Annotated in this window: 21 protein-coding genes, 3 tRNA genes and 1 pseudogene; 11 read left to right on the top strand and 14 right to left on the bottom strand. The window is 56.7% G+C overall.

Going from position 1 to position 24,961, the window contains the following annotated elements; translation table 11 throughout:
* Window positions 1–17: 17 nt before the first annotated feature.
* The 7 genes from purF to lrp form a co-directional block, all read right to left on the bottom strand.
* Window positions 18–1,538, bottom strand: a complete 1,521-nt coding sequence (gene purF, locus AACW87_RS18885; protein WP_042869861.1) for an amidophosphoribosyltransferase — start codon at window positions 1,536–1,538, stop codon at window positions 18–20.
* A gap of 21 nt (window positions 1,539–1,559) precedes the next feature.
* Entirely contained in the window at window positions 1,560–2,048 is a 489-nt protein-coding gene (locus AACW87_RS18880) for a CvpA family protein (RefSeq protein WP_042869859.1), read from the bottom strand.
* A gap of 187 nt (window positions 2,049–2,235) precedes the next feature.
* A complete protein-coding gene (gene serS / locus AACW87_RS18875) occupies window positions 2,236–3,531 on the bottom strand; it encodes a serine--tRNA ligase (protein ID WP_241325812.1) in 1,296 nt (431 codons plus the stop codon).
* A gap of 387 nt (window positions 3,532–3,918) precedes the next feature.
* A complete protein-coding gene (locus AACW87_RS18870) occupies window positions 3,919–5,262 on the bottom strand; it encodes a replication-associated recombination protein A (protein ID WP_277606825.1) in 1,344 nt (447 codons plus the stop codon).
* Window positions 5,263–5,332: 70 nt separating this feature from the next.
* A complete protein-coding gene (gene lolA, locus AACW87_RS18865; RefSeq protein ID WP_043556901.1) occupies window positions 5,333–5,941 on the bottom strand; it encodes an outer membrane lipoprotein chaperone LolA in 609 nt (202 codons plus the stop codon).
* 73 nt (window positions 5,942–6,014) lie between these two features.
* Entirely contained in the window at window positions 6,015–8,537 is a 2,523-nt protein-coding gene (locus AACW87_RS18860; protein WP_241325811.1) for a DNA translocase FtsK, read from the bottom strand.
* 201 nt (window positions 8,538–8,738) lie between these two features.
* Window positions 8,739–9,230 (bottom strand): leucine-responsive transcriptional regulator Lrp, encoded by a 492-nt coding sequence (gene lrp, locus AACW87_RS18855; protein ID WP_005300047.1) that lies wholly within the window; start codon window positions 9,228–9,230, stop codon window positions 8,739–8,741.
* A gap of 150 nt (window positions 9,231–9,380) precedes the next feature.
* On the opposite strand from lrp, the gene ald reads away from it, so the two are divergent.
* The 3 genes from ald to AACW87_RS18840 all read left to right on the top strand — a co-directional run bounded on the left by ald (window position 9,381) and on the right by AACW87_RS18840 (window position 12,933).
* Complete coding sequence (gene ald / locus AACW87_RS18850; protein ID WP_241325810.1) at window positions 9,381–10,496, top strand: alanine dehydrogenase; 1,116 nt, start codon at window positions 9,381–9,383, stop codon at window positions 10,494–10,496.
* Window positions 10,497–10,677: 181 nt separating this feature from the next.
* Entirely contained in the window at window positions 10,678–11,628 is a 951-nt protein-coding gene (gene trxB, locus AACW87_RS18845) for a thioredoxin-disulfide reductase (RefSeq protein WP_043135959.1), read from the top strand.
* Between the two features lie 57 nt (window positions 11,629–11,685).
* Window positions 11,686–12,933, top strand: coding sequence for a diguanylate cyclase (locus AACW87_RS18840; RefSeq protein ID WP_241325809.1), 1,248 nt, complete (start codon window positions 11,686–11,688; stop codon window positions 12,931–12,933).
* A gap of 104 nt (window positions 12,934–13,037) precedes the next feature.
* Here AACW87_RS18840 and AACW87_RS18835 read toward each other — a convergent pair whose 3' ends face one another.
* Window positions 13,038–13,508 carry an outer membrane lipoprotein gene (locus tag AACW87_RS18835; protein ID WP_241325808.1) on the bottom strand — a complete coding sequence of 157 codons (471 nt, stop codon included), beginning with the start codon at window positions 13,506–13,508 and terminating at the stop codon, window positions 13,038–13,040.
* Between the two features lie 19 nt (window positions 13,509–13,527).
* Here AACW87_RS18835 and aat point away from each other — a divergent pair, with 19 nt between their 5' ends.
* The 3 genes from aat to infA all read left to right on the top strand — a co-directional run bounded on the left by aat (window position 13,528) and on the right by infA (window position 15,235).
* Window positions 13,528–14,235 (top strand): leucyl/phenylalanyl-tRNA--protein transferase, encoded by a 708-nt coding sequence (gene aat / locus AACW87_RS18830; RefSeq protein ID WP_241325807.1) that lies wholly within the window; start codon window positions 13,528–13,530, stop codon window positions 14,233–14,235.
* Window positions 14,232–14,948, top strand: a complete 717-nt coding sequence (locus tag AACW87_RS18825; protein WP_241325806.1) for an arginyltransferase — start codon at window positions 14,232–14,234, stop codon at window positions 14,946–14,948. Before aat ends, AACW87_RS18825 begins: the two co-directional genes overlap by 4 nt.
* A 68-nt stretch (window positions 14,949–15,016) precedes the next feature.
* Window positions 15,017–15,235, top strand: a complete 219-nt coding sequence (infA, locus tag AACW87_RS18820) for a translation initiation factor IF-1 (protein ID WP_005300033.1) — start codon at window positions 15,017–15,019, stop codon at window positions 15,233–15,235.
* Between the two features lie 67 nt (window positions 15,236–15,302).
* Here the strand turns inward: infA and clpA are convergent, their stop codons facing one another.
* Both clpA and clpS read right to left on the bottom strand, forming a co-directional pair.
* Window positions 15,303–17,555: an ATP-dependent Clp protease ATP-binding subunit ClpA gene (gene clpA, locus AACW87_RS18815; RefSeq protein WP_043556842.1), complete on the bottom strand. Its 2,253-nt coding sequence runs from the start codon at window positions 17,553–17,555 to the stop codon at window positions 15,303–15,305.
* A gap of 60 nt (window positions 17,556–17,615) precedes the next feature.
* The gene (gene clpS / locus AACW87_RS18810; protein WP_005310725.1) at window positions 17,616–17,933 is read right to left on the bottom strand and encodes an ATP-dependent Clp protease adapter ClpS; all 318 of its coding nucleotides are present in this window, start codon (window positions 17,931–17,933) and stop codon (window positions 17,616–17,618) included.
* Window positions 17,934–18,162: 229 nt separating this feature from the next.
* Between clpS and cspD the strand changes: the two genes are divergently transcribed.
* Entirely contained in the window at window positions 18,163–18,381 is a 219-nt protein-coding gene (gene cspD, locus AACW87_RS18805) for a cold shock-like protein CspD (protein WP_005300025.1), read from the top strand.
* A 110-nt stretch (window positions 18,382–18,491) separates the two neighbouring features.
* Here the strand turns inward: cspD and folD are convergent, their stop codons facing one another.
* Entirely contained in the window at window positions 18,492–19,355 is an 864-nt protein-coding gene (gene folD / locus AACW87_RS18800; RefSeq protein ID WP_043556841.1) for a bifunctional methylenetetrahydrofolate dehydrogenase/methenyltetrahydrofolate cyclohydrolase FolD, read from the bottom strand.
* Window positions 19,356–19,558: 203 nt separating this feature from the next.
* On the opposite strand from folD, the gene AACW87_RS18795 reads away from it, so the two are divergent.
* The 4 genes and pseudogenes from AACW87_RS18795 to AACW87_RS18780 form a co-directional block, all read left to right on the top strand.
* Window positions 19,559–19,635, top strand: a tRNA-Pro gene (locus tag AACW87_RS18795).
* Between the two features lie 37 nt (window positions 19,636–19,672).
* Window positions 19,673–19,749: transfer RNA gene (locus AACW87_RS18790), tRNA-Arg, on the top strand.
* A 52-nt stretch (window positions 19,750–19,801) separates the two neighbouring features.
* A tRNA-His gene (locus AACW87_RS18785) sits at window positions 19,802–19,877 on the top strand.
* Between the two features lie 92 nt (window positions 19,878–19,969).
* A pseudogene (locus tag AACW87_RS18780) lies at window positions 19,970–20,735 on the top strand (integrase core domain-containing protein); the annotation flags it as partial.
* Window positions 20,736–20,804: 69 nt separating this feature from the next.
* Here AACW87_RS18780 and AACW87_RS18775 read toward each other — a convergent pair.
* From AACW87_RS18775 to AACW87_RS18765, 3 genes are all read right to left on the bottom strand, one after another.
* On the bottom strand, window positions 20,805–21,596 hold the full coding sequence (locus tag AACW87_RS18775) for a hypothetical protein (protein WP_241325805.1): 792 nt from the start codon (window positions 21,594–21,596) through the stop codon (window positions 20,805–20,807).
* 3 nt (window positions 21,597–21,599) lie between these two features.
* Window positions 21,600–24,158 carry an N-acetylglucosaminidase gene (locus AACW87_RS18770; RefSeq protein ID WP_241325804.1) on the bottom strand — a complete coding sequence of 853 codons (2,559 nt, stop codon included), beginning with the start codon at window positions 24,156–24,158 and terminating at the stop codon, window positions 21,600–21,602.
* Between the two features lie 9 nt (window positions 24,159–24,167).
* Window positions 24,168–24,961: type VI secretion system Vgr family protein (locus tag AACW87_RS18765; protein ID WP_241325803.1), on the bottom strand; the 794-nt coding region annotated here is incomplete at its 5' end.

The raw sequence follows: 24,961 nt of genomic DNA, 5'->3' as shown, positions 1-24,961 counted from the left end.
ATATCAAGCGAAAACGTTTAACTGCCTTCGTTAAAAATTTCCAGATTGCTGGTACCTTCCTGCCACTCACGCACCGCCTTGTTGTCGTCGCTGCGCAGGGCATTGAGGTGGTCCAGATAGGATTGATCCACATCCGAGGTGACGTAGTGACCGTTGAACACCGAGGTCTCGAAGTGACGCAGCTCGGGGTTGATCTCCCGCACCGCCTCTTCCAGATCTTCCAGATCCTGGAAAATCAGGCCATCGGCACCGATCAGCTTGCACACCTCTTCCACTTCCCGACCGTGGGCGATCAGCTCGTTGGCGGTGGGCATGTCGATGCCGTAGACGTTGGGGAAACGAATTTCCGGTGCCGCCGAGGCGAAGTAGACCTTGGCCGCCCCTGCCTCACGGGCCATCTGGATGATCTGCTCCGAGGTGGTGCCGCGCACTATGGAGTCATCCACCAGCAACACCTTCTTGCCCTTGAATTCGGAGCTGATGGCATTGAGCTTGCGACGCACCGACTTCTTGCGCTGGGTCTGGCCCGGCATGATGAAGGTACGGCCTATGTAGCGGTTCTTCACGAAGCCCTGACGGTAAGGAAGGTCGAGGGTGTGAGCTATCTCCAGCGCCACGTCACAGGAGGTCTCCGGGATGGGGATGACCACATCCACGTCGAGATCTTCCCACTCACGCGCAATCTTCCGGCCCAGCTTGCGACCCATGTTGAGGCGGGCGGCGTAGACGGAAACCTTGTCGATGCACGAATCGGGACGGGCGAAGTAGACGTATTCGAAGATGCAGGAGCTCATCTGCGGGTTTTCCGCACACTGCTCGGAGAAGAGCTGGCCCTGCTCTGTGATGTAGATGGCTTCACCGGGGGCGACGTCACGCACCGTCTCGAAACCTATGGCGTCCAGCGCCACGCTCTCGGAGGCGAGCATGTACTCCACCTGGCCCTGCTCATCGGCCCGACGACCCAGGATCAGCGGGCGAATGCCGTTGGGATCGCGAAAGCCGATGAGACCGTGACCTATCACCAGCGAGACCACGGCATAGGCACCGCGGATCTGCTGGTGCACCTTGCGCACCGCCGAGAAGATGTCTTCCGGCCGCAGCGCCATCTTGTCGCACAGATCCAGTTCGTGGGCCAGCACGTTCAGCAGCACTTCGGAATCCGAGGTGGTGTTGATGTGGCGACGGGCCACCTTGAACTGCTGCTCCTTGAGCTCCTTGGCGTTGGTGAGGTTGCCGTTGTGGGCCAGCACCATGCCGTAGGGGGAGTTCACGTAAAAAGGTTGGGCTTCAGCGGCACTTGAGCTGCCTGCGGTGGGATATCTGACATGACCTATGCCGATGTTCCCTTGCAGACGCTGCATGTGGCGCACTTCAAACACGTCCTTCACCAGGCCGTTGGCCTTGCGTTGCCGGAAGTTTCCACTCTCTATGGTCACGATCCCGGCGGCATCCTGTCCCCTGTGCTGCAACACCGTCAAGGCGTCGTAGAGGGCCTGATTGACGGGGGTGGTGCCAACTATACCGACAATACCACACATGTCTTTGCTACCTCGAAGTCACTATACCTGTTTAAGAAAACTGGACGAGTTCAACATGAACCCGAAAAACCACTGGATCACCGGTTTGAACTCGGGAACCAGTTTGGACGCCACCCACCAGTCGCTCTGGGAGAGGCTGGTGAAGGTATCCATAAAAAACAGCAGGGCACTGACGATCAGTACCCCGCGAATGGCGCCGAAGCAGATGCCGAGCACCCGATCCGTTCCTGACAGGCCGGTCTTTTCCACCAGCAGACCCACCACGTAGTTCACCACGCCGCCCAGGATCAGGGTCGCCACAAACAGGGCTGCGATGGCCAGGCCGTTGCGCACCAGAGGGTCGCTGAACGAGGTGAAGTAGATGGCGAGATCGGGATAGAAATGGCTTGCGATGAAGAAGGCGATAAACCAGGTGACGAGCGACATGGCTTCCTTGACGAAGCCGCGCACCAGGCTGATGAGGGCGGAGAAACCGACGATGCCGATGATGGCGTAATCAATCCAGACCATAGGAAAAAGTGTCCTGCGAAATTGCGGCGCAGTCTAACAAAAACGATTGCGCAATGCTTGATAAAAATGTGTTAAATGTTCAGCCGGGGGCCGGATGAAGCACTTATTTCGGCGCCAGCACGAGGATTTGGCGCCCAAACGCACAACGCCATGGCATGGCCATGGCGTTGTGTTGATGCGAGTGTGCTTAACCTATGTGGGTCAGGCCACCCATGTAGGATTGCAGCGCAGCCGGGATGGCGATGCGGCCATCCTCCTGCTGGTAGTTCTCCATCACGGCTACCAGGGTGCGACCCACGGCCAGGCCGGAGCCGTTCAGGGTGTGCAGCAGCTGGGGCTTGCCGTCGATACGTACGCGAGCCTGCATGCGGCGCGCCTGGAAATCGGTGCAGTTGGAGACGGAGGAGATCTCGCGGTAGGTGTTCTGGGCCGGCAGCCAGACTTCCAGATCGTAGGTCTTGGCGGCGCAGAAGCCCATGTCACCGGTGGCCAGCGCCATCACGCGATATGGCAGCTCCAGCAGTTGCAGCACCTTCTCGGCGTGACCGGCCATCTCTTCCAGCGCATCCCAGGATTTTTCCGGGTGAACCAGCTGCACCATCTCGACCTTGTCGAACTGGTGCATGCGGATGAGACCGCGGGTGTCACGACCATAAGAACCGGCTTCGGAACGGAAGCAGGGGCTGTGGGCCGTCATCTTGATGGGCAGCTCCTGCTCGTCGAAGATCTCGTCGCGGGCCATGTTGGTGAGCGGCACTTCGGAGGTCGGGATCAGGGAGAACTTGCGCAGCTTGCCCTCTTCTTCCCCTTCACCCTCGATGCCGGTGTTGAACAGGTCTTCGGAGAATTTCGGCAGCTGACCTGTACCGTACAGGCTGTCCGGGTTCACCAGATAAGGCACATAGCATTCGGTGTAGCCGTGCTGCAGTGTGTGCAGGTCCAGCATGAACTGCGCCAGGGCGCGGTGCAGACGGGCAATCTGGCCCTTCATCACCACGAAGCGGGCACCGGACAGCTTGACGCCGTTCTTGAAGTCCACGCCCTTGGCCGCTTCACCCAGATCGATGTGATCGCGCACCGGGAAGTCGAACACGCGCGGGGTACCCCAGCGGCGAACGATCACGTTGTCGTTCTCGTCGCGGCCCACCGGCGTGGTCTCGCTCGGCAGGTTGGGGATGGCGTCGGAGATGGATTTGAGATCGCGCAGCAGCGCCTCGAGCTCAACCTTGCTGGTTTCAAGCTCGTCGTTGATCTTGGTCACCTCGGCCTTGAGCGGGGCCACATCTTCACCACGACGGGCAGCCTCACCGATGGACTTGGAGCGGGCGTTGCGCTCGGCCTGCAGCTCCTGGGTACGGGACTGCAGATCCTTGCGTTTCTCTTCCAGAGCATTGACAGCCGCTACGTCCAGAACGTAGCCACGTGTCGCCAGACGAGCGGCAGCTTCGTCAATCTCGCTACGCAGATATTTGGGATCCAGCATGGTTTACCTACTTTTTTAAAATGGGATCTGGGCCTGGGTCATCATGACCGGGCAAGAGAACAGATCCGGAAGTTAACATCGGTTGGCGCACCCCTATCGTCTTCAGGATCGAGCCTTCAAAAACAGGCCTTCGAAATCAAGAAGATGGCGCAAGGCCGAGACAAGCGGGGTCAGAGGGCCAGTGTATCAGACCGCCCCCCCGCCCGAACAGGGACTATTTGTGTCGTTTTCACGGACCTTGCCGGTCGGCAAGGCTCGGGATACTCCCTCACTCCCCATTCCTGACCACAGCGGCAAACCGGTACCTGAACTGCCTCATTTGAACAAGTGCATTCAGGGGCCACAGGTCAACTGACAGGGCTGGTCGAGGGCGCAGGCGACGGCCTGCTACTTGCCCCTTTGTTGCGGGCTCTGCCGGTCCAGCTCATGGAGGTAGTCAAGCTTCTGGGCTATCTGCTTCTCAAGACCGCGATCCGTGGGCTGGTAGTACTGCTTGCCCGCCAATTCCGGCGGCAAATACGCCTCGCCGGCGGCATAGGCGCCCGGCTCGTCGTGGGCATAGCGATACTCGGCGCCATAGCCCAGCTCGCTCATCAGCTTGGTGGGGGCGTTGCGAAGGTGCGGCGGCACCTCGAAATCGGGCAGGTTTTTGGCATCGTTGAGCGCCGCCTTCCAGGCGGTGTAGACCGCATTGCTCTTGGGGGCGCAGGCGAGGTAGACGATGGCCTGGGCGATGGCGCGCTCCCCTTCGGCCGGGCCGATGCGATGAAAGCAATCCCAGGCCGACAGCGCCACCTGCATGGCCCGCGGATCGGCATTGCCCACGTCTTCCGAGGCGATGGCCAGCAAGCGACGGGCGATATACAAGGGATCGCAACCGGCGCTCACCATGCGGGCGTACCAGTAGAGGGCCGCATCGGGGGCTGAGCCGCGAATCGATTTGTGCACCGCCGAGATGAGGTCGTAGAAGTGATCGCCCCCCTTGTCGAAGCGCGCCACATGCTCCCCCACCACGGCGGCGAGCAGGGCGCTGTCGATGATGCGCTTCCCTGCCCCGTCGGCTTCGGCCATGTCGGCCAACAGCTCCAGATAGTTGAGGGATTTGCGCCCGTCCCCATCCACGGCTTTGGCCAGCGCCGCCTTCACCCCCGGGGCGAAGGCCAGGGTCGGATCATTGAGACCGCGCGGATCCTGCATCGCCTGATCGATCATGGCGAGTATGTCCTCCTCTTCCAGCCGCTTGAGCAGATAGACACGGGCCCGGGAGAGCAGTGCGTTGTTGAGTTCGAACGAGGGGTTTTCGGTGGTGGCGCCGATGAAGGTGATGGTGCCGTCTTCGATGTGAGGCAGGAACACATCCTGCTGGCTCTTGTTGAAGCGGTGTACCTCATCCACGAAGAGGATGGTGCGCACCCCGCGCCAGCTGTTCTCCTTCGCCTTGTCGATGGCGGCGCGGATCTCCTTGATGCCGGAGGTGACCGCAGAGAGGCGCTCCACCTCGGCCTGGCAGTAGTGCGCCATCAGCTCGGCCAGGGTAGTTTTGCCGGTACCGGGCGGGCCCCACAAAATCATCGAGTGGCAGTGGCCGGCCAGGATGGCTTTGCGCAGGGGCTTGTCAGGCCCCAGGATATGCTGCTGACCTATGTACTGGTCGAGGTTTTGCGGCCGCATCCGGGCCGCCAGCGGGCGAAAATCCGACGAGAAATCCAGCGACAAGTTGCTCATCTGCATTGACCATCCTGCGTCATAGGGGTCGCCAGCAGGAGACGGCCCGACGAGACATCCAAAGAGAGATTGCTCATCAGCGCTGGTCGTCCAGCTCGACCCCCTTCGGGATCTTGAACACAAACTCATTGCCCTTGAGCACCGGCTTGCGGTTGAAGCTGCTCAGGGTGAATTCGCTCCACTGCCCCTGGGCCTCTTTCACATCGAAGCGGCTGATGTTGTTGTCGCGATCGAAGGTGACGCGGAAGGAGGCGATCAGCTCATCCTTGTTGCGGCTGGTGACGGTATAGACGTCACCTTGCTGGGTCACGTCATAGTTTTTCCAGAACTTGTCGTCGTTGCCGGCGATCAGGATGAAGGGGGTGTTGAGCACCGCATCCTTGAGTTTGAGGGCGGTCACCTGCTCGACGAAGGGATCGTAGACCCAGACGTCCTTGCCATCGGCCACGATCAGGCTCTCGTCCGGCGAGGTGGTGTGCCAGTTGAAGCGATTGGGGCGCTGCACCAGCAGGTCGCCGCCAGCCTTTTGCAGCTCCTTGCCCTTGCTGTCATAGACGGTCTGGGCAAACTTGGCGGAGAAGAGGCTGACACCCGCCAGCTTCTGCTTGAGGTCGCTGGCCGCATCGGCCCACACCTGGCTGCTGGCGACCAGCAGTACGGTTCCCATCAACAGTTGTTTTTTCATCATGCTTTTCATAACGACGATCTCGATAAAAGGCCACGCCGCTGAGGGCATGGCCAGGATAGTGGGATGAGGCTTAGTCTCGTACCGGGGGCGGTGCCAGCACGTCGCGCTGACCATTGCCACCTGGCGAACTGACGATGCCCTGGTTTTCCATCTGCTCGATGAGACGAGCGGCCCGGTTGTAACCAATCTTGAACTTGCGCTGCACGCTGGAAGTGGAACCACGGCGGGACTCCACCACGAAGGCCACCGCCTCGTCGAACAGGGGATCCAGCTCTTCATCGCCGCCCCCGCCAAATTCGCCGCTGCCACCCTCGCCGCCCGACTCGCCGGAGAGGATCTCCTCTATGTAGTTCGGCTCGCCGCGCAGTTTCCAGTCCGCCACCACCTTGTGCACCTCGTGGTCATCGACGAAGGCGCCGTGCACCCGGGTCGGGTTGGAGGTACCGGCCGGCATATAGAGCATGTCGCCCATGCCAAGCAGGGATTCGGCACCGCCCTGATCCAGAATGGTGCGCGAGTCGATCTTGCTCGACACCTGGAACGAGATGCGGGTCGGAATATTGGCCTTGATGAGGCCGGTGATCACGTCCACCGAGGGTCGCTGTGTCGCCAGAATGAGGTGAATACCGGCGGCCCGCGCCTTCTGGGCGATCCGGGCGATCAGCTCCTCCACCTTCTTGCCGACGATCATCATCATGTCGGCAAATTCGTCCACCACAACCACTATGTGGGGCAGTTTTTCCAGCTCCGGCGGCATCTGATCCATGGAGTCACCCGGACGCCACAGCGGATCCCGCAGGGGCTCGCCCTCGGCAGCCGCGGCCAGCACCTTGTCGTTGTAACCCTTGAGGTTACGCACCCCGACCGCCGACATCAGCTTGTAGCGACGCTCCATCTCGCCCACGCACCAGCGCAGCGCGTTGGCGGCATCCTTCATGTCGGTGACCACCTCGGTCAGCAGATGGGGGATCCCTTCGTAGACCGAGAGTTCCAGCATCTTGGGGTCGATCATGATGAAACGCAGATCGTCCGGCGATGACTTGTAGAGCATGGAGATGATCATGGTGTTCACCCCCACCGACTTGCCCGAGCCTGTGGTACCGGCCACCAGCAGGTGCGGCATCTTGGCCAGATTCACCACCACCGGCTCGCCGGCTATGTCCTGGCCCAGGCCCATGGTGAGCGGGTTGCGACTGTCACGGAAGGCCTCGCAGTCGAGGGTCTCGCGCAGGTAGACGGTCTGGCGCACCCGGTTGGGCAGCTCGATGCCGACGAAGGTCTTGCCCGGGATCACTTCCACCACTCGCACGCTGCTGGCCGACAGAGAGCGAGCCAGATCGCGCGACAGGTTGGTGATCTTGCTCGCCTTCATGCCCGGCGCCAGATCCAGTTCGAAACGAGTGATGACGGGGCCCGGATAGACACCGACCACCTTGGCCTGCACGTTGTAGTCGGCGAGTTTTGCCTCCACCAGACGGCCCATGCGGTCCAGCTCGTCCTTGCTCATCATCTGGGTCTTGGCAGGCGGCCTGTCCAGCAGCTCCAGGCTCGGCAAGGGCGCCATGCCTAGCTGTGGACGACGCTTGGGCTTGCTCGGCGCAACAGCGACCGGTGCGGCCACGTCATCGTCACCCTCGGCCCAGGGCAGATCGAACTCTTCATCCTCGTCATCGGCCGTAGTCAGGGCCGGCTGGCGACGGGCAGTGGCAGCAGCGGCGCGCTTGGGCTTGGCCACGGGCGCCGGCTCGTCGTCTTCATCATCAAATTGTGGATCGAACTGGAAGGTGTCGTCATCGAGCTCGGGCAGCCACTCATCGGACTTGGCCTTCTGGCCCTTGCCCGCCTTGCCCTTGGGATTGCGGGTCCAGCTGGTGTGAGGATCGTCCTCTTCATCTTCTTCCAGCTCGATGGCACCCAGGCCCCCTTCCAGCAGGGGATCCGGTCCCTCAAAACGGGGCTGGCGCCAGCCGCCGGTCAACCAGCGACCCAGGGTGCTGGGGAAGTGGTAAACCGCGCTGACCGAGCCAGTGCAGGTAGCACCGATCCGCTCGACTATGGTGAGCCAGGACCAGCCGGTGAACAGTGTGATACCGGTGGCCACGAAGCAGAGCAGCATCAGGTTGGCCCCGACGCCGCCAAACAGCGGCACCACGGCGGAGGAGATCACATCCCCCACCAGGCCGCCGGCGGAAAAATTCTGCATGTCGTTGAAGTTCATGCTGGCGATGGCGGACATGCCGAGCACGGTCAGCACGAAACCCACTATCCGTACCGACAGGGTAAGGTAGTCCACGTCCAGCAGCCGGCTCGGACGCCAGAACAGGCTCCAGCCCAGCAGGACGACCAGGGGGGGAACCAGATAGGAGAAGGCCCCGAAGGTGAACATGGTGATGTCGGCGAGCCAGGCCCCCGCGCTACCGGCGAGGTTCTTCACCTCCCCTTGCCAGGAGGTCTGGGACCAACCGGGATCGGCCGGGTGATAGGACAACAGGGCAAGCAAGAGATAGGCAGCCATCAGGGTGATGGCGATCAAGACGGCTTCGAAGATCCGTTGTGTACCTGATAAAGGAGTAAACAGCTTTTTATCGGCCAAACTCCGGCTCCTTTCTGAAAACATGTAATGCAGGGGATAAGGGGGCCTAGTATCCCTGAAAAGCCCACCGATTGTCAGCCAGTGCCTGATGGGCTGGGCCATATTCACAACCAACGCGATAAGAAGAAACGAGCGGACCGGCCGCTCGTTTCTGACTGTCGTGACTTGTCATAAGCCTGGCAAGCCACAGCATAACCCAACTCAACGGGTGCTGATCACCAGACGACTGCTCTGTTTGACCTCTTCCATCACCACGTAGGTGCGGGTGTCATTGACACCGGGCAGTCGCAGCAGGGTTTCCCCCAGCAGGCGACGATAGGCCGACATGTCGCTGACGCGGGTCTTGAGCAGATAGTCGAAATCGCCGGAGACCAGATGGCACTCCTGGATCTCTTCGAGCACCTGAACAGCCTTGTTGAACTGTTCAAACACATCCGGTGCACCGCGATTGAGGGTAATTTCCACGAACACCAGCAGAGACGCGTCCAGATAATGAGGGTTCAGAATAGCGGCATATCCCTCGATATAACCTTGTCGCTCGAGGCGACGAACCCGTTCCAGACACGGTGTAGGACTCAGGCCAACTCGTTTGGACAACTCAACGTTCGAAATCCTGCCATCCTTTTGCAGCTCATTCAGAATGTTGCGGTCAATCCTGTCCAAATCCTTTAGCCGACTCTTAGCTTCCATCATTTTATTCCATCCTTTGGCTATTTTTTGGTAAGAATCACCAGTCATTTTATAATTATGGTCACAAATCCTGTCAATACCTGAATATACTAGGCGCAAATGTTGCTTAACATTTCTGCAACAGAAAACACCAATCGATAGACGAGGGATAGCATGATTATCGGTGTACCTAAAGAAATAAAAAACCATGAATATCGCGTAGGCATGGTTCCGGCCAGTGTACGTGAACTAACAGCACGAAACCATACTGTTTTCGTCCAAAGCGGCGCCGGAAACGGCATTGGCTTCGGTGATGCAGATTATCGCGCTGCCGGTGCCGAAATTTTGGCCTCCGCCGCAGAGGTTTTCGCCAAAGCCGAGATGATCGTCAAGGTGAAGGAGCCCCAGGCCGTCGAACGCGCCATGCTGCGCCCGGGCCAGACCCTCTTTACCTACCTGCATCTGGCGCCCGATCTGCCCCAGACCCTGGAGCTGATCAAGAGCGGAGCCATCTGCATCGCCTACGAAACCGTCACCGACGGCCGTGGCGGCCTGCCCCTGCTGGCCCCCATGTCGGAAGTGGCCGGACGCATGTCTATTCAGGCGGGCGCCCAGGCGCTGGAAAAATCCCGTGGCGGGAGCGGCATGCTGCTCGGCGGCGTACCCGGGGTCGAGCCGGCCAAGGTGGTGATCATAGGGGGTGGCATGGTGGGTTCGAACGCAGCCCGCATGGCCATTGGCCTGCGTGCCGATGTGACCATACTCGACAACAATGTCGACACCCTGCGCCGCCTCGACAGCGAGTTCCAGGGAGCCGCCAAGGTGGTCTACTCCAACCGCGAGACCCTGGAGCGCCATCTGCTGGCGGCGGATCTGGTCATCGGTGGCGTGCTGGTGCCCGGCGCCACTGCGCCAAAACTTGTCAGCCGTGACCACATTGCCCGCATGAAACCGGGTTCTGCCATCGTCGATGTGGCCATCGATCAGGGCGGCTGCGTGGAGACCTCCCACCCGACCACCCATGAAGATCCCACCTACCTGGTCAACGAAGTGGTGCACTACTGTGTCGCCAACATGCCGGGGGCGGTAGCCCGCACCTCAACCGTGGCCCTCAACAACGCCACCCTCCCCTTCATCATCAAGCTGGCGGAGCAAGGCTATCGGGAGGCACTGCTCAAGGATGCCCACCTGCGCCACGGACTCAACATCATGGCGGGTCACGTCACCTGCAAAGAGGTGGCCGAGGCCCATGGCCTGGCCTGCACAGATCCGCTGACCCTGTTGCACTGATCGCCGCCCCGCCCGGGGAGTCGATGAGTCAGAATCCGCCCGCGATGGGCGGTTTTTTTATGCCCGAATGCACGCCAACCCGCACCGACGGTCGATTGCCACAATCGACTCACTGGCCTTTGACCCCGGATCTCGAATTACCTACAATCGCGCAAACTCATCACGTCTCGGAAATCACATCATGAGCCAAGTCACTCACAGCAAACTGCTGATCCTGGGATCAGGCCCGGCCGGTTACACCGCCGCCGTCTATGCGGCCCGCGCCAACCTCAATCCCCTGCTCATCACCGGCATGCAGCAAGGCGGTCAGCTAACCACCACCACCGAAGTGGAAAACTGGCCCGGTGATCCCGAGGGGCTGACAGGTCCGGCCCTGATGGATCGCATGAAAGAGCATGCGGAGAAGTTCGACACCCGCATCCTGTTTGATCACATCAATGAAGTGGAACTGACCCAGCGTCCGTTCCGCCTCAAGGGCGACAGCGCCGAGTACACCTGTGATGCGCTGATCATCGCCACCGGTGCCTCCGCCAAGTATCTGGGGCTGCCTTCCGAAGAGGCCTTCAAGGGCCGCGGCGTCTCCGCCTGCGCCACCTGTGACGGCTTCTTCTATCGCAACCAGGAAGTGGCCGTGATCGGCGGCGGCAACACGGCCGTGGAAGAGGCGCTCTATCTGGCCAACATCGCCAAGAAGGTGCACCTCATTCACCGCCGCGACGAGTTCCGCGCCGAGAAGATCCTGATCAAGCGTCTGCACGACAAGGTAGCGAGCGGCAACATAGTGCTGCACACCCACCAGACCCTGGACGAAGTGCTGGGCGATCAGATGGGCGTGACCGGCGTGCGTCTGCGCAGCACCCGGGATGAGACCACCTCAGAGCTGCCGCTGATGGGGGTCTTCATCGCCATCGGTCACCAGCCCAACACCCAGATCTTCGATGGTCAGCTGGCGATGCAAAACGGCTACCTGAAGGTACGCGGCGGACTGGACGGCTTTGCCACCCAGACCAGCATCGAAGGGGTCTTTGCCGCCGGGGATGTGGCCGACCACACCTATCGTCAGGCCATCACCTCTGCCGGCACCGGCTGCATGGCGGCCCTCGACGCCGAGCGATATCTGGACGCGCAATAAGCGCAAGGGATATAAAAGGCATGCCGTGAGGCATGCCTTTTTATTTTAAGGAGCCGGATGAAACAGAAAATATTGATTGTCGAAGACAGTCTGACGATCCGCCGCATGTTGATCCAGGCCATAGCACAGCAAACCGGTCTGGAAATCGATGCGTTCGATACCCTGGAGGGCGCCCGTCATTGCCAGGGGGAAGAGTATGTGGTGGCCCTGGTCGATCTCACCCTGCCGGATGCCCCCAGCGGGGAAGCCGTCAAGGTGCTGCTGGAACTGGGCCTGCCGGTGGTGATCCTTACCGCCGACATCAGCGAAGACAAGCGGGAAGCCTGGCTGGAGGCCGGGGTGCTGGATTACGTGATGAAGGATTCGCGCCACTCACTGCAATACGCGGTCAGTCTTGTGCATCGCCTCTATCTCAATCAGAAAATTGAGGTCTTGGTGGTCGATGATTCACGCACCTCCCGTCATCGCACCATGGCCCAGCTGCGCAAGCAGTTGCTGCAGGTACATGAGGCGAGCCATGCCCGCGATGCCCTGGCCCAGCTTGAACAGAACCCGGCCATCCGGCTGGTACTGGTCGACTACTACATGCCGGAGATCGACGGCATCAGCCTGGTGCGCATGCTGCGGGAGCGCTACAGCAAGCAGCAGCTCGCCATCATAGGGATCTCTGTGTCGGACAAGCGCGGCCTCTCCGCCCGCTACCTCAAACAGGGCGCCAACGACTTTCTCAACCAGCCGTTTGAACCGGAAGAGTTGCAGTGCCGGGTCAGCCACAACCTGGAAGCCCTTGAGCAGTTCAACAGCATTCAGGAGTCGGCCAACCGCGACTACCTGACCGGACTCTATAACCGGCGCTACTGGTTCAATGAGGGACAGAAGTGGTTTGAGGATCATCAGCGCCAGGAGACGCCGATCGCCCTCTGCGTGCTCGATGTGGATCACTTCAAGCAGGTCAACGATCACTGGGGTCATGCCATCGGCGATCAGCTGCTTTGTCACCTGACCCGGTTGCTCACCCAGTTCTTCCCCGATGCCATGATCGCCCGTTTTGGCGGCGAGGAGTTTGCCCTGATGGTGCCCCATTGCACCGTACCTGTGCTGCTCAAGCGGCTGGAGGGGCTGCGCCAGCAACTGCGTCAACAGCCGTTGTCACGGGAGATCCCGCTGTTTGCTCGCGCCAGTTTCGGGGTGATCAAGGTCGGGCGCGTCTCCATGGACGAGGCACTGAGCGAGGCGGATCGCCTGCTCTATCAGGCGAAGAACACTGGTCGCGACAAGATAGTGTCTCAGGACTCATCGGCCTGAGCAGACCTCGGCAGATGAGCACCGTGTAGTACCGCCCGACGGATCCTCACTGTGGATGTCGTCGGGTTGCTCCCCCTCTCCCCCTACTTCTTTCCTGGTTCCACTCAATAGGTCTTGTCGACCCGCACCCCATCGTTGAAATAGAGGATGCGCACCTTGTCGCCGTTCATGAATACCATGGCCGGATCATAATCCTGAATGACATTGATGAGCCCGTTCTGCTCGTTGCGAATGAGCAGCTCCACCAGCTTGTTCTCCACCAAAGTGCCGCCAGACTGATACTGCTGCGCCGCAGCCGCCCCGGCCAGCGCGCCGACGGCGGTGGCTATTTCACGGCCGTGGCCGCCGCCAAACTGGTTGCCAAGCAAGCCGCCCAATACGGCGCCCCCCAGGGTTTTCCAGCCGGAGTGCTCGGACTCCAGGATCTGACGCTGGGTGATGTTGCGCACCGTCTCGACCTGGCCAAACACCACCTGATCCACGGGCCGCGCCGTGTTGCGCTCGTAGACCTGGGCCCAGGCGGGCGCAGTGACAAAGCAGAACAAGCTGGATACTATCAGGATAATGGCCTTCATCTGTGAACCTCTTCGCCTTATGTCTCGCTATCTTACCCAATTGGATGATGCGCTGTGCTGGTTTCCCGACCCCGAGCACGCCTTGGAAGAACCCAACGGCCTGCTGGCGATCGGGGGGGATCTCTCCCCTGACCGATTGCTGGCAGCTTACCACAAGGGGATCTTCCCGTGGAATGAGCCCCACCAGCCGCTGTTGTGGTGGTCACCGGATCCCAGAGGGGTCATCATTCCGGAACAGTTGCACGTCAATCGCAGCCTGCACAAATTTATCCGCCGTACCTCATTCGATATTTCCATCAATCGCGCCTTTAATGAGGTAATAGCGGCCTGCGCCGCCCCCCGTCGCAGTGCCAGTGGAACCTGGATAAGCACGCCCATGATCGACGCCTATCGACAACTTCACCGCCTTGGCCATGCCCACTCAGTCGAGATCTGGCAGGATGGCCAGCTGCAAGCCGGTCTCTATGGTCTCTCCCTCGGCCGCCTCTTCTGTGGCGAGTCCATGTTCAGTCGCATCGACAACGGCGCCAAACTGGCCATGATGGCGCTCTGTCAGCACTTCGCCCGCCATGGCGGCGCGCTGATAGACTGCCAGATGCAAAATGACTTCCTGGCCACCATGGGGATCCAGGAATGGCCGAGGGCCACCTTCTTGACGGCCCTGGCCCAACTGAGCCGACAGCCATTGGCGGAGAGCTGCTGGCAACCGGGGAGCATCAGCCTATGACAGAAGAAGTGATCCTCAAGGTAGGGCTGACCCCCAAGCATCAATGCAGCTATCTGGGCCATGAGCAGGAGCAACTGCTGGTATTGATGGACCACAACCTGCTCAATGCCAGCGGCTATGAGCGGCTGCTGACGGCGGGATTTCGGCGCAGCGGCAACGACATCTATCGACCTCACTGCCCCGCCTGCAGTGCCTGCCAGTCCCTGCGCATCCACAGCGAGCGTTTCGTGCCGAGCCGCAGCCAGAAGCGGATCCGCCAGTTGAATCAGGACCTGGAACTGGTGCTCAGCTACGACGACAAACCCGAATATTATCAGCTCTACGAGCGCTACATTCGCGAGCGCCACCATGATGGCAGCATGTATCCCCCCAGCCGAACCCAGTACAAGGGCTTTTTGCACTGTGACTGGATGCCGCCCCTCTATCTGGAGATGCGCAAGGACAACCGCTTGATCGGGGTCGCCACCACGGATCTGCTGCCCCACAGCATGAGTGCCATGTATACCTTCTTCGATCCGACCCATGCCGATCGCTCCCTCGGCACCTTCGCCATCCTGAGTCAGTTGGAACTGGCCAGACGTACGGGTCGTACCTGGTTGTATCTCGGCTATCTGGTGGAGGAGTGTCGCAAGATGAATTACAAGCGCCAATACCTGCCCCACGAGCGCCTGATCCAGGGGGAATGGAAAAATATCGACACCAAGCCCGAGTAAACTTTACACATAGCCTTAAATCCGGCATGATCCAGCGGATTTTTGTTGTGGCTTATCAAGAGGATTCAATGGCTAAAGAAGACAGTATTGAGATGCAGGGCACCATTCTCGAAACCCTGCCCAATACCATGTTCCGAGTGGAACTGGAAAATGGTCACGTGGTTATCGCTCATATTTCCGGCAAGATGCGCAAAAACTACATCCGTATCCTGACTGGGGACAAAGTAACGGTAGCTCTGACTCCGTACGATCTCTCCAAGGGACGTATTGTTTTCCGCTCTCGCTAAGCCAGGAATTCAGCAAAAAACCCCAACCTCTCGGTTGGGGTTTTTTGTCGCTTTCTAACTATGGCGCCTAGTGGGAGACAGCTTCAATATTGACCTGAAAATCAAAGCTGAGGCTGTCATTTACCAACTCAACCTTCACTACCCCCCCATCAACCAGTGATCCGAACAGGATCTCATTGGCCAAGGGTTTCTTGAGGTGTTCCTGGATGACCCGTCCCATGGGTCTGGCTCCCATGGCCCTGTCATATCCCTTCTCGGCCAACCAGTGGCGGACACCCTCGGACACTTCAAGAGACACGCCCTTGGCATCCAGTTGTACCTGCAACTCGACAATGAACTTGTCGACCACCTGATGGATCACCGTCATGTCCAGATGGTTGAACCAGATGGTGTGATCGAGCCGGTTGCGGAATTCCGGGCTGAACGTCTTGTTGATCACCGCCATGGCATCGTGGCTCATGTCCTGTTGCTGGAAGCCGATGGACTTGCGCTGGGTCTCCTGCACGCCGGCGTTGGTGGTCATCACCAGGATCACGTTGCGAAAATCCGCCTTGCGCCCGTTGTTATCCGTCAGGGTCCCGTTGTCCATCACCTGCAGCAGCAGGTTGAACACATCAGGGTGCGCCTTCTCGATCTCGTCCAGCAGCACCACTGAGTGCGGATGCTTGAGCACTGAGTCGGTCAGCAAGCCGCCCTGTTCAAAGCCGACATAACCGGGAGGGGCACCAATCAAACGTGAGACCGTGTGTCGCTCCATGTACTCGGACATGTCGAAACGCAGTACTTCCACCCCGAGTGCCTTGCCAAGCTGCTGGGTGACCTCTGTCTTGCCCACCCCGGTCGGGCCGGCAAACAGGAAGCAACCCACAGGACGACGTTCATTGCCAAGGCCCGAGCGTGACAGGCGGATGGAGTCGGTCAGCACAGAGATTGCCTTGTCCTGGCCAAACACCACCATCTTGAGGTTGCGCTCCAGGTTCTTCAGTACTTCCTTGTCGGAGGAAGAGACTGACTTCTCCGGGATGCGGGCTATCTTGGCAACTATGGCTTCGATTTCCGGCACATTGATCACTTTCTTGCGCTTGCTCACCGGCAGCAGACGCTGCCCTGCCCCCGCCTCGTCGATCACATCGATGGCCTTGTCAGGCAGATGACGGTCATTGATGTACTTGGCCGACAGCTCGACCGCAGCCCGGATCGCCTTGACGGTGTAACGCACGCCGTGGTGCGATTCGTAACGACTCTTGAGCCCCATCAGGATGCGAGTGGTGTCATCCACACTCGGCTCGACGATATCGATCTTCTGGAAGCGACGGGCCAGCGCGCGGTCTTTCTCGAAGATCTGGGAATACTCCTGGTAAGTCGTCGACCCGACACAGCGCAGCAAACCATTGGAGAGCAACGGCTTGATGAGGTTGGCCGCATCCAGCTGGCCACCTGAGGCGGCCCCGGCCCCTATGATGGTGTGGATCTCGTCGATGAACAGAATGGCCCCTTCCTGACGCTCAATCTGTTTGAGCAGCACCTTGAGGCGCTTCTCGAAGTCACCACGGTATTTGGTGCCCGCCAGCAGGGAGCCCATGTCGAGTGAGTAGATGGTGCTGCCGGCAATCACCTCGGGTACATCCCCCTTGACGATGCGATAGGCCAGCCCCTCAGCGATGGCGGTCTTGCCTACGCCAGCCTCACCCACCAACAGCGGGTTGTTCTTGCGGCGACGGCACAGTACCTGGATGGTGCGGCTCAGCTCCTGATCGCGGCCGATGAGCGGGTCGATACGCCCCTCCAGCACCAGCTGGTTCAGGTTGGTCGCAAAGCTCTCAATCTGGGCGGCAGAGACATCGTCATCAGACTCGGCGTTGTTACCGCTGTTATCCGGCTTGCTGTCTTTACGCACCCCGTGGGAGAGGAAATTGACCACATCCAGCCGGCTGATCTCGGCTTTCTTCAGGAAATAAGCAGCCTGGGACTCCTGCTCGCTGAAGATGGCGACCAACACGTTGGCGCCGCTGACTTCGGTATTGCCAGAAGACTGGACATGGAACACGGCACGCTGCAGCACCCGTTGGAAACCAAGCGTTGGTTGGGTTTCTCTGTCTTCATCATCGCGGGGAATCAGCGGGGTTGTTTGACTGATGAATGCGCTAATCTCTTTGCGCATCAGTTCCACATCAGCACCACATGAACTCAGCGCCTCATGGGCTGAGCTGTTATCCAACAGGGCTAACAACAGGTGCTCGACGGTCATGAATTCGTGGCGCTCGTCACGGGCCAGTTTGAAAGCCTCGTTCAGCGTCTTTTCTAGATCTTTATTCAACATAGGCACCTCCCCTCAGTACAGCAACAATGTGGTGTCGTCATCGCCATCAAGTCATCAGATTCAAGCCTTTTCCATGGTACACAGCAGTGGATGTTCGTTGTTACGTGAATAGGTGTTGACCTGGACCACTTTGGTTTCGGCAATCTCGGCGGTGAACGTGCCACAGACTCCCTTACCACTATAATGCACACTCAGCATCACCTGGGTGGCCTTGTCCAAATCCATGCCAAAGAACTTTTGCAGCACCTCCACCACAAACTCCATCGGTGTGTAGTCGTCGTTGTTGAGGACGACCTTGTACATGGGTGGCGGTTGCAGCTTCGTTTTCTCTGCTTGTGCAATCTCTTCATTAGCAAAGAGTTCTTTCTGCTTGCTCATAATCGCGCTTCGGTACCTCTAGATTACTACCGTCTAACACAAGATTGTCAATAGACTTGTTAACCAGATCACATCAGTTGTTAACAACTCCTTGACTCGCTCAAAAGTTAGACTAGATTGGTTACTTGCTAATCGGCGCCCGTCTGCTATGGGCTTATGCTACTAGTTATAAAGGGCTGGCGCAGGTTACTCAACGACTTCAGGGTAATCAATAAAAGGATGTAGATGTATGGCAACCGGAACAGTCAAGTGGTTTAACAACGCAAAAGGATTTGGGTTTATCTGTCCGGAAGGGGGTGGTGAAGATATCTTCGCCCACTACTCCACGATACAAATGGAAGGTTACAAGACCTTGAAAGCAGGTCAGGCAGTCAACTTCGAACTGCAGCAGGGGCCGAAAGGAAATCACGCCTCTGTCATCGTGCCAAACGAAGCACAGAACATGTAAGAGTCGAACTGGATAAATAAAAAACCCGGCTAACCGCAAGGTCGCCGGGTTTTTTATTGCGCTGCGCGATTGCGAGCGTGAAGCCCGTCAGACGTGGGCTTCATCGACCATCACAGGGCTTGGTCGTGGTAGTCCTGGCAGGCACTCAGAGTGTTTTCCATCAGGCTAGCCACCGTCATGGGACCAACCCCCCCCGGAACCGGTGTGATGAAGGAGGCGTGATTACGCGCCGTCTCGAACTCCACATCCCCCACCAGAGAACCGTCGGCCAGACGATTGATGCCCACGTCGATCACCAGGGCCCCCGGCTTGATCCACTCCCCCGGAATGAAGTTCGGTTTGCCCACGGCCACGACCAGCAAGTCGGCGCGACGCACCTGATCTTCCAGATCCTGAGTGAAGCGGTGACAAGTGGTCGTGGTACAACCGGCCAGCAGCAGCTCCAGCGTCATCGGGCGCCCCACAATATTGGATGCCCCGACCACTACCGCATGCAGGCCGTGTGTCTTGACACCCGTAGCCTCAATCAGCGTCATGATGCCCTTGGGCGTACAGGGGCGCAGCGCCGGAATACGTTGCGCCAGACGGCCCACGTTGTACGGGTGGAAGCCATCCACGTCCTTGTCAGGGCGAATACGCTCCAGCACCTGAGTCGTATCACAATGGGCAGGCAGCGGCAGTTGCACCAGAATACCGTCTACGTCCGCATCATCATTGAGCCGATCGATCAGAGCCAGCAGCTCTTCCTGGCTCGCCGTCGCGCTCAGATCGTAAGAGCGGGAGATAAACCCCACCTCTTCACAGGCGCGGCGCTTGCTGCCGACATAGACCTGAGATGCCGGATCCACTCCGACCAGGATCACCGCCAGACCTGGCGCCCGTTTCCCTTGTGCCAACCGCTGTTGGACTTGCGCTGCGACCTGATTGCGAATCGTTTGCGCAACCTGTTTTCCATCAATGATTTTGGCAGACATCGTTCTTCACTCACCATGTGTTCAACTGCCGCGCATTGTCGCATTTTTTTGGCGCGGGTGTTAGCAGCGCTCGCTGGGCGGGCAATAAGTAGGCACTTGAATTTACTAGCGGAAAAATACGTTGACGCTGCCTTTCCCGCTTGGGTATGATGCCCGCCCGTTGCCCAGTACCGCCGCTATCGGTATGCTGGACAAGAAATTTTCGGTGATTAGCGCAGCCCGGTAGCGCATCTGGTTTGGGACCAGAGGGTCAAAGGTTCGAATCCTTTATCACCGACCAAGTTCATCGATGAGCCAGCTTGGCTGATCGATACAGAGCGCCCTTAGCTCAGTCGGATAGAGCAACGGCCTTCTAAGCCGTGGGTCGCAGGTTCGAATCCTGCAGGGCGCACCATTAATGAATCTTCTCTCCCCGGGATGGTTAGTATTAATGGAAATTTTCAGTGGTGGCTGTAGCTCAGTTGGTAGAGTCCCGGATTGTGATTCCGGTTGTCGTGGGTTCGAGCCCCATCAGCCACCCCATTTCCTCCTTTCAAAAACACCCAATCCTATCTATTTAAATCCAGTAGAAATAAACTCCCTCCTTGTGTGCTGACGGTTGCCTGTAAAAATGTCCGCAACGGGGCTCACAGGTACTCACCCTAAAAGGCATCAGCGTTGGTGCTGGCGGTTTCTGTGGCGTGCATTTGCTCTCTAAACTCAACCGCTTGTTACACCTCGCATAAACCATCGAGAATAGGCGATTGGGCTTAACGATGAGCAAATTCACCTGCTTGAGCACTTCAGTCCGTAGTTTCGAGAACGCCAGCTAGAAATCCACTACATCGAGGAACTGGTGACGGTCGACACGTTCTTTATCAGCAAGCTCAAGGGGTTGGCAAGGTGTATCTGCACACCGTGCTGGACTGCTACAGCCGCCACGCCTGGGGACGGCTCTACACCAGCAAGCTGCCAGTCACCTCAGTCCATGTGCTCAACGAAACGGTACTGCAGTTCTTTGAGGCTCACGAGGCGCGGGTCTATACCATCCTGTCAGACAGCTGTCGTGGGTTCTACTGGCACCCTGACCATCATCCCTATGAGCTGTTACTGCACCTGGAGGAGATTGAGCACCGGACAACCAAGGTGCGCAGACCGCAGAGCAACGGGCCTATCGAGCGGCTGCATCGAACCTTGCTCGATGAACACTTCCGTATCAAGGGGAGGACAACTTGGTATGAGTCAGTGGGGCAGATGCAGACAGACCTGGACAGCAACCTTGAGCACTACAACACCCAGCGGCCACATTAGAGCAGGATGATGGAAGGGCAGACTCCTTACAGCATCTTCAAGAAGGATCTGAAATTGATATCGAAAGAAGTGCGCACTAAAGTAGCGTAAACAAGACACCGGTTTGAGGCCGGTGTCAGGTGATAACTAGATCTGTACACACATACTAATTATAGGTTTTTACATTGGATTGATAGATATCTCTATTTCATTGACTACTTCAGAACCAAAAAATTTCATCATGTAGTTATCACTTATATAAATAAAAGCACCATCTTTCTTGGAAACAGGCACACCATATACTTTTACGACATCAAGCATCTTACTTCCCACATAGATCCCTCTACTACTAAACCCCGCATCTCTTTTAAGGATAATTTTAGTTATACTATAATCATCAAAATCTCTTTCTAACTTATTATAGTTAAGGTTTGATGACTCTATATATATGAAACCAAAATCATGAGGGTAAAACTTATAATCTATGCCATTAATGTTTTTAAATACATCTACAAAATCATTTCCACTATCTATTTCAGTGAGACCATTAAAAGCCCCTGTAATTTCACTGTAACCACCACCAGCTTTTATATCATAACCATTGAAATGTATAGCAAAGTCACTTCTTCTAATATTTAAAGATTCAGGTAGTGTTTCTCTTTTGGTGATACGAGCTGACTCAACCCACCCTGTATGAACTTCACCTTTTCTATCTAGATAATTAACATATTGAAATCCATTATATGATGCATATGATATTGCCTTATCACCATTAACAATGAATTTTTTTGACTTACATTTATCAAGAGGAATGTCATAAAAAAAAGTTCTACCCTTCGATGTCACCACAATATTTGACACATCGTAAACAACCCCATCCCCCTTCTGCACTTCATGAAATCTTACACTCTCACATGCCGCCTGCAGACTAAACGAAAACAATAAAACGAAGACATAAAACATACTTTTCATTAATCACTCCTCATAGACAGGAATATCGACATGTAGAATGGCATCAGGGAAAATATCAAATCTTTTCTTCATGTTAGGTATTTGGTGTTTAGCCCAAAGAACATCACTGGCATACTGATGCTCGCCCGGTGACTCAGGGTTCCAACGCATTTTATAAAGCGTATTTTGTTTATATTTAGGGTGATTGACAAAATTATTTGATATCCATTTCGCCCCACCATCTATTGCCTTATCAATTGAATCCCAACCATTATTATAAGCATATTCAGTACCTAATGAAGGCTTATCATCCCTAACATTAATACCATACATATTATAAACTTTAACTTCATTAAAGTCTTTTCCACGCGCAAAACTTGATGTTCCCCGGCCAGTTTCTAGTGATGCATGAGAAACAAGATACACCTCACTAACGTTATACTTTTTAGCTGCGGAGCTAAAAACAGATCCTTTACCTTCTAAAACTCCTTGTCCTAACAAAAATTTATTAAGTTCATCATCTGAAACTTCTGAATATTTTGATAGATCAAGAAATTGATAAATAGAGTCTTTTGTCAGATCATCGTCTGGTGTTAGGTGAAGCAACACTTCATCTCGACTTGCCAACTTATTATTACCAACCTTAGGTGCATACTTAGAAGGTATTGCCATCTGTTTATCTAACGCCTTCCCCAGGGCATAGTTATATTTTGTATAATGCACAACAAATCTATCTTTTTTCTTTCCATACATAGCCATTGGATATATGTGAAAAATATCTGGTCCGATATTAAGATCGCATGCACTCTGCATCCACTCCAGCTTATCGATACGCTGTTTTTCGTGATCAACCAGTTGGTCAAAATCGGGCAGGCCAATTTTAGCCATAAGTTTATCTAGCCATAGATAACTGCTGGCTGATGATTTTTCATACCATTCGCTAGGATGCTTGACGATAAGCTTGTGAAGTTGGTCTGCATTGCTACTGTTTTGCAGGGCCGCCTGTATCTCTTCACTGCTGAGTTCACCATTGCCATCGGTATCAAAACTTTTTACCAGATTGGTAAAAAATGCAGGCGGTGCATCGGGGTCCAGATAACCGTCGGAGCCTGAACCATCGACCTTTTTAAAACCGATCTTCAGCCAGTCATGTTGGCTCAACAGTTCGACTTGCTCTTTCTTGACATACTTTCCTGACAAGACACAGACCCACTCCTGCTTGGTGGCATCTTTTTCAAGCCTGGGTGATTCAACCAGCGCCTCCAGGCTTTTGTCAGCGGTCGCCCCCCAGAGATCTTTACCATCCTGCTTTTTCTTTTCGTGCAAGACAAGTCCCGCCGGCACTTTGGCGTAGGTAGCGCCACCTTTTGTTCCCGCCTTGTTGGCCAAAACATCGTCCAGTCTGGGATCCTGAGTGAACACCTCGAGATGCACTTGATGCTTGCTCTTCTTGCCCCCTATCAGGGAACCCGGCGCTTCCACCAGACCCAGATAGCCAATGGTCTCTCCCGCCGCGATGACCACAGGGGATGGCAACACATATAACTCGCCGAGATGGGATGGCGCGCGTACATTCACCTTGATAAATTCATCCTCGACGCACACCCAGGCGACACCACAGCTACCTAGCGCATTTCCCACATTCGGCGTCACATAGTTGCATCTCGCCATCTTGCGTGCCTTGTCGCCTACCCAATGGAGTTCGAGTTGGTGGGCATCATACTGCAACTTGGTGCCGGCTGGCAGAGAAACACTTCGGTCTCCCGCCATCAGACGGCCTGTAGGCCCATTGGAAACAGGATCTGCACGACCAACCATATTGGTCAGCAATTCCGCCTCGATCTGATCAAATAACCAGGTCGGCAGATTGGGTTTGATAAACGCTACCGCATCCTGGCTATTGGCGATCCAGACAGAACTCCCTTCACTGACCAATACGCCCGCCTTTTCGGCCTCTTTCATCTGGGTATTGGACAGCTTGCCCTTGATTATCACCTTGATGAAATCATACTCCTTGCCCCCGACGGTCCCCTTTTGAGGAGGCGTGTTGCTGTCAATTTCCAGTTCGGTATCTTTAGGTAGCGTGAAGCGCGGCAAGGCGGCATCGGCACTCTGCTGCTCGGCACCGGGGCTGGCATGGGGAACGGAGTTGCGTGCATTCCAACCCTTTTTCAGCACCAGCTTCTCGGTACTTTGGTACTTATCCCAGGGCAGCAGGTGCATATAGAGGGAATAGAAGGTGAACTCGTTTTTTGCCTTGGTCTCTGCATTGATTTCACAATATTCGTGCTGTACCAGGCAGAAACAGTTGGAATAACGCAGGGACTCCCCCTGAAATTCCGAGGTCAAGTAATCCTTCATCATCCGGAATGCCACCACCTTGCCATCGGCAATGGCTCTGACGGGATACTTATCCATGCACCAAGGGGCACTCTTGTCGCTGATATGAATACCGCCATGCCACTTGTTGTGGTTGCCAAGAAGATAGTGACCCGACTGCTCGCCATTGATCAGCGATGTCAGCGCCTTGACGTCCTTGAACTCTTCCCCTTTGGCGGTGAGGATGGGAAATGCAAACTTCATGCTGTTTCCTTATTCAGAAAAGAGGTAGAACGCGCCAGGCTTCTCTTCTTTCAAGAGTGCCTCCATCGCCTTCTCGGTGGGGATGGCCATGATGAGTTCGACCAGTTCGGGAGCCTTGACCACTTCTACCCCCTTGGGTACAACGGGGGCCTGACCCGCCCAGCCGGAGCCTGAACCTGCGCTGCCGCCGGCATTGAGCTTGATGGCGGGGCCGACCAGCTTGATGCCACTCGGGTCAACTTTTACAAAGCTGCCGCCCCCCTTGAGGGTGATTTCAGCCCCGGCTTCCAGCACCAGCTTGTCGCCCACCTTGATATGCACCTCTTGGCCCGCCTCTACCAGCAGGGACTGCCCTAGCTTCTGATGCAGGCTGGCATCCACCGTCAGCGAATAGTCCGCCTTGATCTGGTCGCGCTTCTCCCCTTCCACCGTCAGGTGATCATTGGCCTTGATGCGAGTCACCCGCTCATTGTCGATATCACGATGCTCGTCGTGCTTGATGTGCCAGGCCGCATCGTTTTCGATGAGTACGTTCAGATCTTTCTGACCGTGGATGTAAATCTCTTCCTGCCCCGCCTGGTCTTCGAAGCGCAGCTCGTTGAAGCCCTCACCCTGGTGGGTTTCGGTACGCAGCACGGTACGGGTCTTGTTGGCCGGTAACTCGTAAGGTGGACGATTGGTGGCGTGATAGGTGCGACCGGTCACGATGGGTTGGTCGGGGTCCCCTTCGAGGAAAGAGACGATAACTTCATGGCCGATACGCGGGATGGCCATCATGCCGTATTGGCCGCCGGCCCAGCCCT

It is taken from the genome of Aeromonas sp. MR7, assembly GCF_963899385.1.
GTDB lineage: Bacteria > Pseudomonadota > Gammaproteobacteria > Enterobacterales > Aeromonadaceae > Aeromonas > Aeromonas bestiarum.
The sequence above is the reverse complement of the archived record's forward strand: the minus strand, read 5'-3'. Positions and strand labels throughout refer to the sequence as shown.